The following is a 7,601-nucleotide window of genomic DNA, read 5'->3' on the forward strand; positions in this document are numbered from 1 at the left end:
GGACATGGGCGGGTGGCGGGTGAATGAGCGGACGAGGCGGAACCTGCTCGTCGCAATCTTGATGGGCATGCCGGCGTGGGCTGTCGCCAAGACACCTGGCCCGCGGACCGAAGCAGTTGCCGCGCCCGTGAAGGATGATCCGCTGTCAGGTGGCGTGGTGGACGGTGTGGAGCCTCCGGAGCTGCTGCCGGAGGAGGACGGCGCCCCGCAGGCGCAGCTCGAGGGCGCCATGGCCCAGGCCCTGCCGCCGCCATCGCGGACGCCTCCCGGCGCGCAGCCCCCCTCCGTGACGCCCCTCCCGGGAGCGGATGACGGGGCGAAGGCCGAGCAGGACGCGAACCAGCGCAAGCCGAAGCAGCGGCCCGGTCAGCCGCAGGACGACTCGCTGGGCGAGAATCCGGACGCGATTGACGACAAGCCCAAGGGCGAGGCGCAGGCCATCCGCGTCATCGGACGCGTGTCCGCGCGGGCCCGCGCGGACGAGCGCAACCAGTACCAGCGCAACCTCTCCATCGCGGACGCTCGCGTGGGCGTGCGCACGTCGCTGGCCAACCTGGAAGCCGAAGTGACGGCGGACCTGGCGGACTCGCAGATGCTCAAGGACGCCTTCGTGCGGCTGGCGGATGACCGCAAGCGCTTCCGCCTCTACGGCGGCCAGTTCAAGACGCCCTTCCTTCAGCGCTCGCTGGAGTCGTCGTGGGACCTGCCCATCCAGGCCCGCGGACTGGTGGAGGAGTACATCACGGAGACCCATCAGATGGGCGGCCGTCGCATGGGGCTGATGGGCGAGGTCCGGCTGAAGCAGGTCTGGGGGCTCAAGGTCTCCGCGGGCTTCTTCCAAGGGGCCATCGACGAGGCGGGCGTGCGGTTGAAGGAGGACGCCGCCGCGCGCGTGAGCGTGCGGCCCTTCAACTTCAAGCCGCTCACCGTGGGCGTCAGCACCTACGTCTCTGAAGCCATGGACCTAGCGCGCAAGCACGCGGTGGCCGCGGACGCGGAGCTGAAGTTGGCGGGCTTCGTCTTCACCGGCGAGGCCATTTCCGGGCGGCTGCCCCTGGGTCCCTTCACGGCGCAGATGCTGCTGGCCCAGTACCTCATCCACGTGGGCGACGAATGGGCCATCCAGCCCGTCGCGGGCGTGGAGGCCCTGCAGCTTCGCGGCGACACGGTGCGGGGGGACGGGCATTCGCTGGTGGGCGGCTTCAACGTGCTGCTCGGCACTCGCTTCCGGGCCCAGTTCCAGACGGAGCGCGCGCTGCGCCCCGGCGATGAATTCCCAGGGTTGCAGCACTCCATCGAACTCGGCGCACGCTTCTGAGCACGGAGACCCAAACGATGCTGTCGTTCGCGGAAGGTGAAGTCACCAGGCTCCGGCGGGAATTCAAGCTGGTGCTGGAGGAGAAGACGGCCGCGGCCCTGGGCACGCGCCTGTCGCTGGAGCTGGAGGGGCATCTGCCGCCTCCCACGCACATCGTGTCCGTGTACTTCGACCGGCCCGGTGGCCCGCTGGCGGCGCGAGCCCTGCTGACACCAGACGACTGCCTCAAGGTCCGGACGAAGGAGTACGCACCGGACCTGGGCGCGGACGGCGAGGCGCGCGTGGTGCTGGAGGTGAAACGGGAGCGCCGCGGCCTCACGCAGAAGCGCCGCGTCTGGGTGCCGCGCTCGGACCTGGGCCGCGTCCTGCGCGGCGGGGCCAGCCTGCTGCCGCTCATCGCCGGAGGCAGCCTCAGCCCGGTGCTGGCGGTGACGTACACGCGCCACGTGTACCAGTCGTCGCAGGCGTGGCGGGTGACGGTGGATCGGGACATTCGCTACCACCGGATTGCGCCGGAGCAGGCGCTGTCCCAGCTTGCGTTGTCGGTGGAGCGGCTGGAGCCCGCGCAGTGGGTGGAGCCGCGAGTGGTGGTGGAGGTGAAGCACCTCGGGCAGGAGCTGCCCGAGTGGCTGGCGTCGCTCAATCCGGGCGGAGCGCCGGCCTACAGCAAGTTCGCAGAGGGAATGGCGAAGGTCCACGCTTTCGCCTCGGACGGCGTCGCAGGGGGATAGGGCACAGTGTTCATCGACTTCGAGGGAATTGACGGAAGCGGCAAGACGACGCTCTCCAACCTGCTGGCCGCGAAGCTGAAGCGGCTGGGCTACCGGGTGTCGCATGCGCGGGAGGGCGGCGAGCTGCAGGCGCCCGCGGCGCGGCGCATCCGGGAGCTGACGCGAGACTCCCGGCTGCTGGAGATGTCTCCACGCACGGAGTTCTTCCTCAACCTGGCGCGGGACGCCCAGCAGCTGGATGAAGTGGTGGCGCCCGCGCTGTCCCGGGGCGAGGTGTGCATCACCGACCGCTACCTGTACTCACAACTGGCGCTCAGCGGCGGAGGCCGCGGGCTGCCCATGGACGAGCTGCGGCCCGCGTGCGAGCTGGCCTCGCAGGGGCTGTGGCCGGACCTGGTCATCCTGGTGGACGTGGATCCGGACCTCGCCCGGCTGCGCAAGCGCCTGGGCAAGCTCCAGAGCAAGCGCGCCAGTGACGGGGACAGCCGGAAGGGGCTGGTGGGCGCGGGCCTGGCGGTGCGCGTGCGCGAGTCCTTCCTGGAGATGGCGCGCAAGGACCCGCAGCGGTGGCTCATCCTGGAGAACAACGACGTCCCCCTGCGCGTGCTGGAGCAGCGGCTGGTGGACGCCGTCGTCGCCCGGCTGGAGGGGCGCGAGCAGCAAGTGCAGCGCATCGTCCCGGCGCCGGCCCGGCCGCCACATGCCAGCCCCACCACGCTCCAGAACCTGGAGGAGCGCTTCTTCCAGACGCTGGACACCGTGGAGCAGCGCGAACCGGCGCTCGCGGTGTGGATGTTGAGCGGAATCCCGGGCCTGGCCGCGCACCAGCAGCGCCTGGCCTTCGCGGAGCGCTTCCCGGGCCTCACCGCGCGCGGCATGGCGGGCCTGGATGACGTACCGGCCATGGACCTGCGCGAGCTGCTGTCGAACCTGGCGCCCGCGGAGGTGGCCTTCAGCCTCACGGGCCGCACGGACTCGCGCGCGGCCATGCTGCGTCAGCGGCTGTACGCGCAGGCCCCGACGGAGGTGCTGGCCAGCCTCAAGCAGGACGGCTCGGCCCCGGCGTGGGCCCTGCGCGAGCGCGCCATGCGGGACGGGCGGCTGGCGGACGTGCTCGCGGGGCTCGCGGGCCAGGACTGCGAGGAGTCCTGGGTGGTGCGCGAGGCGGGCATGCAGCGCAAGCTGTTCGCGGAGGTGGCGCGCAGCCTCACCGGTGTTCCGGGGGCGCGGGCGGATGCGCTGCGCGAAGTCCTGCTGCCGCATGACCGGCTGGCGGTGCTGCGCAGCACCCAGGGCCTGGACACGCCGGTGGCCCGGGGCCTGCGGGAGGCCCTGGAGGGCAAGGCGCTGAAGCTGGTGCTCCGCTCGCTGACGGGCCTGGACACCGAGGAAGCCTGGGCGCTGCGCGAGCGCGGCGCGCCGCAGACGAAGGAGGCGCTGGATTCGGTGGACGGCATGGATGCCTCGCGGGCCTGGAAGCTGCGTGTGGACCATCTGGGCCGGTGGCCCACCACCGCGCTGTCCTCCTTGAAGGGACTGCCCATGGGGCCTCACGCGCAGGCGCTCGTCGAACGCTTGCTGGCGGAGCATCCAGACCGGCTGCCGGTGCTGCGCAACGCCTACGCCGTGGCCGCCACCGCACGGACGCTCTCGCAGCAGCCCGCGCGCACGCCCCGCGTGGACACCTCTTCCCGGGTGGAGGCCTAGGTCACCGACATGGACGCACCATTCTCAGCCCTGTTCGAAGGCGCGAAAGCGGAGTTCAGCGCGCTGTCCGTCACCGCGATTCTGCCGCGGATGCTGGCCGCGGCGATCATTGGCACCCTGCTGTCGCTGCGGCCCTGGCGCCTGCTCATGAAGCGGGCGCTGCCCAAGGCGGACATGATTCAGGCGCAGGTGCTGCTGTGCGCCGCGGCGGCGGTCATCACCGCCGTCATCGGCGACAGCCTGGCGAAGGCCTTCGGGCTGGTGGGCCTGGGCGGCTTCGTGCGGTTCCGCTCGGGACTGAAGGACCCGCGTGACGCGGCCATCCTCTTCCTGATGATTGGCCTGGGCATGGCGTGCGGCCACGGCAGCCTGGGGCTGGCCTCCGTCGGGATGCTGTTCGTGATGGCCCTGCTCTTCGTGCTGGATTGCTTCAACCGCGAGGAGGCGCCCCCCGCCACGGCGAAGCAGCGGCTGGTGCTGTCGGCGCAGTCGGATGACCTGGTGGGCGCGGAGGCCACGCTGCGCCGGGTCCTGGGTGAGCGGAACGTGATGGTGAAGAGCTGCGCGCTCGACTTCGACGGGCGGCGGCTGGAGCTGGAAGTCGAGGAGCCGGAGCCGGGCTCCCTCGCCGCGGCGCTGGGCCGCACGGAGGGAGCGGCCCTGCGGGGCTTGCGGTGGACGGCGGTGAATCCGAGGAGCACACGGGAGGAGCGGGTATGAGGCGCAGCTGGGTGGCCGTGTTCGCGGCGGGGTGGTTGGTGGCGTGTGGCGGCAACAGCCTGCCCGCGGGAGATTCGCAGGGTCCGACGCCCGGCGGTGGACTGCCGGGAGAGCCGGTGGTGCCGGGGGGACCGGATGGACAGGGCAACGGAGAGGAGCCCACCGGGTCGCAGTCGCTGTGGCCGCTGACCGCGGGCAGCACCTGGACCTATGACATCCAGGACCCCGTCGAGGGCAACTTCCAGAAGCAGGTGACGGTGGTGGGCCCTGGCGAGGTCCCCGGCCAGGCGGGCATCAACGCCGTCCAGGTGCACAGCCGCCAGGACCGCGTGCTCAACGGCACCCTCTATGAGGAGTACTCGTGGCAGGTGGAGCTCACCAACGGGCTCGTCGTGCGCCTGCGCGAGGATGACTACCGCGACGGCCAGCAGGTCCGCTCCACCACCTGGTCTCCGGCCACGGTGAAGTCCGTGGCGCGCGTCCCGGACGCCCTGCCCTGGACGTACAAGAGCGACGTGCTCGAGCACATCACCATGGGCGACGGCTCGAAGGACCAGAAGGACCCGACGTACATCTGGAAGGTGCTCGAATCCGGCGTGACGGTGACGACGCGCGCCGGAACCTTCACCAACGCCGTCAAGATTCAGCGCGACAAGGTCAACAACAGCGGCGAGGTGAAGCAGGACAAGACGCGCCTCTACTGGCTCGTCCCGGGCATCGGCAAGGTGCGTGAAGAAGGCGAACGCACCGAGGACCTGGCGTCCTACGACATCAAGCCCTGACGCCTGACCGGGGAGGCGGCGGACACACGGGGCCCTGCCCCGCCGCCTCCTCCTCCGGGTGGGGGCAGGATGAAGGTCAGCGGTTGAACGGTTGCGCCTCTACCCCGAGCTTGTTCGGGAGGAGGCCCCATGCACCGGAAGACCCCCTTTCACCTTGCTCCCTGGGTGGCCGCGCTGCTGTTGGCGGCGAGCACCGCGGGTGCAGGGACGCTGTATCGGGACCCGTATCTGCAGAAGGTGGGGCCAGACACGGCGACGATTGCCTTCCGGCTCGCCGCCAACTGCCAGGCGGAGGTGCGCTACGGCGAGGGAGCAGCCAACCAGGCCGCTGTCTCCCAGGACGCTGGGAAGGTACACGCGGTGGTGCTGACCGGGCTGAAGCCGGGCACCGAGTACACGTACGAGGTGTCGGCCTGTGGCCTGCGCACGCCGCTCAATCGCTTCCGCACCGCGCCGGTGCCAGGAACCCGCAGCGTGCACTTCGTGGCGGTGGGCGACTTCGGCACGGGCGGCTCGAACCAGAGGAAGGTCGCCGCGGCCCTCGTCAAACGGGAGGCGGAGCTGTTCGTCGCGCTGGGGGACAACGCCTACGCCGATGGCACCGAGGCGGAGATCCAGAACAACCTCTTCGTGCCCATGGAGGCCCTGCTGGCCCGGGTGCCGTTCTTCGCGGCCATCGGCAACCATGAGTACGTGACGAACCAGGGGCAGCCCTACCTGGACAACCTCTACCTGCCCTCCAACAACCCCGAGGGCACGGAGCGCTACTACTCGTTCGACTGGGGCCACGTGCACTTCGTGGCGCTCGACTCCAACTGCGCCGTGGGGCTGGCGTCGGCGGACCGTTGCACGCGGGATGCGCAGAAAGCGTGGCTGGAGCGGGACCTCGCGGGGTCGACGCAGCCGTGGAAGATTGTCTTCTTCCACCACCCGCCCTGGTCCAGCGGCGAGCACGGCTCGCAGCTCTCCATGCGCCGTCACTTCGGTCCCATCATGGAGAAGTACGGCGTGGACCTGGTGCTCACCGGTCACGACCACAACTACGAGCGCAGCAAGCCCATGAAGGGTGACGCCGTCGCCGGGGCCGGCGAAAAGGGCATCCCCTACCTCGTGGTGGGCGGCGGCGGCGCGACGCTGCGGAAGCTCCCCGGCAGCCAGCCGGACTGGAGCGTCATCCGCGACAACCAGGCCTATGGCTTCCTCGACGTGACGGTGGTCGACGGCACACTCACCGCGCAGCTGCTCGGAGTGAACGGAGACACCGTGGACCGCTTCACGCTGCAGAAGGAGCTGCCGCCCCAGGAGCAGCTTCCGGAGGGGGAGCTGACGCTCGTCGTGGAGGGGGAGCGCGGCGTGGTGCCTCACCGCGCCTTCTTCCGGGCCACGCCGTCCTTCGAGGCCGCAACGGTGACCTGGGATTTCGGTGACGGCGGCGCGGCCGAGGGAGAAGTCGCCGAGCACGTCTTCGCCATTCCCGGGCAATACACGGTGACGGCCACCGCCACCCAGGGCTCGATGTTGCAGACGGCCACCACCCTGGTCCAGGTGGCGGCGACACAGACGCCCGGTGAGGCCCCCCAGACGCCGGACTCCGGCACGACGGACCCGAGCGCACCGGAGCCCCGCCCGGGGCTTCCGGACTCGCCCGGCCCCCCGGATGACGGCCTGAGCGGAGGCTGCGCCGCGGGCCCCACCGCCACGCTCCTCCCGGCGGCCCTGGCCCTGCTGGCCGCGGGGCTGCTCCGCCAGCGCCGCAAGTAGGGCCTCCCCATCCTGGTCGCCCGCTCCCCTCCTCCTGACGTCACGTGGAGGTGGGGCGGGCGTCCGCCAGGGCGGATTTGCTTTCCGCGCTTGTCAACCCGGCCCGAGGAATGCAAAGCCGCATTCCGTCATGGCCACCCAACGCAAGTCCCGCCCGCACTCGCGGTCGGCCCCGAAGAAGTCCGGCGCCCCGTCCAGGAAGAAACTCGCCCCCTCCGAGCGGCCCGAGCGGCCCCTGCGAGAAGACCTGGTCCTCCAGGCCTGCCTGGAGGCGTACGCCTCGGTCCGGCACGAGGGCCGCATGGCCGACCGCGCGCTGGACTTCACCCTGCGCCGCAAGGCCAACCTCTACTCCAACGAGCGCCGCGCCGTGGCCGAGCGCGTCTACGGCCTGCTGCGCCGCCAGCGGACGGTGGACTTCCTGCTGTCCCGCGCCCACCCGCGCTTCGACAGCCTGGAGACGTCGCGTCAGGACGTGCTCCGGCTGGCCGCCTCGCGCGTCCTCTACGGCGAGCCCCACGGCCTGGTGGCCCGCCAGTCCGCGCTGGCGCCCCCGGATGCCCAGGCCCTGAGCGCCCTCCC

The 7,601-nt window shown here is 71.1% G+C and carries 7 protein-coding genes; all 7 read left to right on the forward strand.

What is annotated here, in order from left to right; translation table 11 throughout:
• On the forward strand, positions 1–1,318 hold a 1,318-nt coding region (locus G4D87_RS29735; protein WP_240358716.1), incomplete at its 5' end, for a hypothetical protein.
• Positions 1,319–1,335: 17 nt separating this feature from the next.
• The gene (locus G4D87_RS29740) at positions 1,336–2,049 is read left to right on the forward strand and encodes a VTC domain-containing protein (RefSeq protein WP_163786078.1); all 714 of its coding nucleotides are present in this window, start codon (positions 1,336–1,338) and stop codon (positions 2,047–2,049) included.
• 6 nt (positions 2,050–2,055) lie between these two features.
• Positions 2,056–3,756, forward strand: coding sequence for a dTMP kinase (tmk, locus tag G4D87_RS29745; RefSeq protein ID WP_163786079.1), 1,701 nt, complete (start codon positions 2,056–2,058; stop codon positions 3,754–3,756).
• A 9-nt stretch (positions 3,757–3,765) separates the two neighbouring features.
• Positions 3,766–4,476 carry a DUF4956 domain-containing protein gene (locus G4D87_RS29750; RefSeq protein WP_163786080.1) on the forward strand — a complete coding sequence of 237 codons (711 nt, stop codon included), beginning with the start codon at positions 3,766–3,768 and terminating at the stop codon, positions 4,474–4,476.
• Positions 4,473–5,258 carry a hypothetical protein gene (locus tag G4D87_RS29755; protein ID WP_163786081.1) on the forward strand — a complete coding sequence of 262 codons (786 nt, stop codon included), beginning with the start codon at positions 4,473–4,475 and terminating at the stop codon, positions 5,256–5,258. The genes G4D87_RS29750 and G4D87_RS29755 overlap by 4 nt, the downstream gene beginning before the upstream one ends.
• 129 nt (positions 5,259–5,387) lie before the next feature.
• Complete coding sequence (locus G4D87_RS29760) at positions 5,388–7,019, forward strand: metallophosphoesterase (RefSeq protein WP_163786082.1); 1,632 nt, start codon at positions 5,388–5,390, stop codon at positions 7,017–7,019.
• 130 nt (positions 7,020–7,149) lie between these two features.
• The coding region (locus tag G4D87_RS29765) for a transcription antitermination factor NusB (protein ID WP_371928617.1) at positions 7,150–7,601 on the forward strand (452 nt) is incomplete at its 3' end.

This window comes from Myxococcus vastator, assembly GCF_010894475.1.
Taxonomy (GTDB): domain Bacteria; phylum Myxococcota; class Myxococcia; order Myxococcales; family Myxococcaceae; genus Myxococcus; species Myxococcus vastator.

What these genes read in the sequence shown, in the direction of transcription:
- G4D87_RS29755 (WP_163786081.1), top strand. Translation starts at nt 4,473, where the DNA reads ATGAGGCGCAGCTGGGTGGCCGTGTTCGCGGCGGGGTGGTTGGTGGCG.
- G4D87_RS29740 (WP_163786078.1), top strand. Translation starts at nt 1,336, where the DNA reads ATGCTGTCGTTCGCGGAAGGTGAAGTCACCAGGCTCCGGCGGGAATTC.
- G4D87_RS29760 (WP_163786082.1), top strand. Translation starts at nt 5,388, where the DNA reads ATGCACCGGAAGACCCCCTTTCACCTTGCTCCCTGGGTGGCCGCGCTG.
- G4D87_RS29750 (WP_163786080.1), top strand. Translation starts at nt 3,766, where the DNA reads ATGGACGCACCATTCTCAGCCCTGTTCGAAGGCGCGAAAGCGGAGTTC.